Below are 868 nucleotides of genomic sequence, written 5' to 3'. Positions count from 1 at the left end.
CCTCTTTTTTGTCCAGCATAGGCTTGTGCCGAACGCCTATTTAAAACCGCTAAGGATTGTTGAAAGAGTTCGGCGGAAGTGCCTGAATTATCGGCTGCATCACCCCATAATTGAAGTGATGCAACACTCATATTTAAATGGCGTGATGCGTGATAAAGACTATCGCCCAGATGCATGGTTTTCATGGTAACGGCGGTCACACTTGCCACAAGACCACCACCAGCGAGCCCTAAGGCACCAGTAAAGACCGAAGCACGGCTTGCCGCCACTCCAAGAGCACTTTGAACACCTTTCAAACTTGACGTCATGTTTTTGACAGCAGCAGAAAAGCGCGGAATACTCAATCTCAGGGAGAGTGTTTTTGACAATGTATCGAATTTTTTTTGAAGATGTTTAAGAGGTGCAGTGAGCTGATCTTCAAGAGACAATCTCACCTTTGCATCAGCAACTTTTTCACTCATTTTGTCTTATACCTTTCTGCTGCTTGTTTTCGCCAGAATATTAACTCTTGCGGTTCCATTTCCATCATGTCTGGAAGAGACCAATGAAAAACAATGGCGATATCGGCTATGAGTTTAGCGGCGGTTTCCCAGTCGAGGTGTCCCGCCGCTTGATAAAAGACTCCAAAATCTCTCCAATGCTTGCCAAATCATTGATGTCGAGTTCACCAACAGCCTCATGTGGCCATTCAGAAAGGCGCGAAACCATAGCGATTGTTTGTTCAACGCCTTCCTTCTTATCGATTGCTTGCACATCTTTTGTTTTGGGGCGCCGTAAGGTGATTTCGGTGTGTTCTTTTCCTTCAAAGGTAACCGGTACAAGTAATTTATGTGTAATGCTTGTTTGTACTGTCATTTTTATAATCCTA

General features: G+C 44.4%; 2 protein-coding genes and 1 pseudogene. All 3 read right to left on the bottom strand.

Annotation, left to right across the window (positions count from 1 at the left end):
• Positions 1–461 (bottom strand): annotated as a pseudogene (locus tag ACFIKU_RS09910) (phage tail protein); the annotation flags it as partial.
• Positions 458–520: a hypothetical protein gene (locus ACFIKU_RS09905; protein ID WP_234924827.1), complete on the bottom strand. Its 63-nt coding sequence runs from the start codon at positions 518–520 to the stop codon at positions 458–460. The pseudogene ACFIKU_RS09910 and the gene ACFIKU_RS09905, both read right to left, overlap by 4 nt.
• Positions 521–567: 47 nt before the next feature.
• Positions 568–855: a phage tail assembly protein gene (locus ACFIKU_RS09900; RefSeq protein ID WP_375657406.1), complete on the bottom strand. Its 288-nt coding sequence runs from the start codon at positions 853–855 to the stop codon at positions 568–570.
• Positions 856–868: the final 13 nt, after the last annotated feature.

The organism is Bartonella sp. CM120XJJH, assembly GCF_042194715.1.
GTDB lineage: Bacteria > Pseudomonadota > Alphaproteobacteria > Rhizobiales > Rhizobiaceae > Bartonella.
This window is presented reverse-complemented; position numbering and strand designations above follow the sequence as displayed.

What these genes read in the sequence shown, in the direction of transcription:
- ACFIKU_RS09900 (WP_375657406.1), bottom strand. Translation starts at nt 855, where the DNA reads ATGACAGTACAAACAAGCATTACACATAAATTACTTGTACCGGTTACC.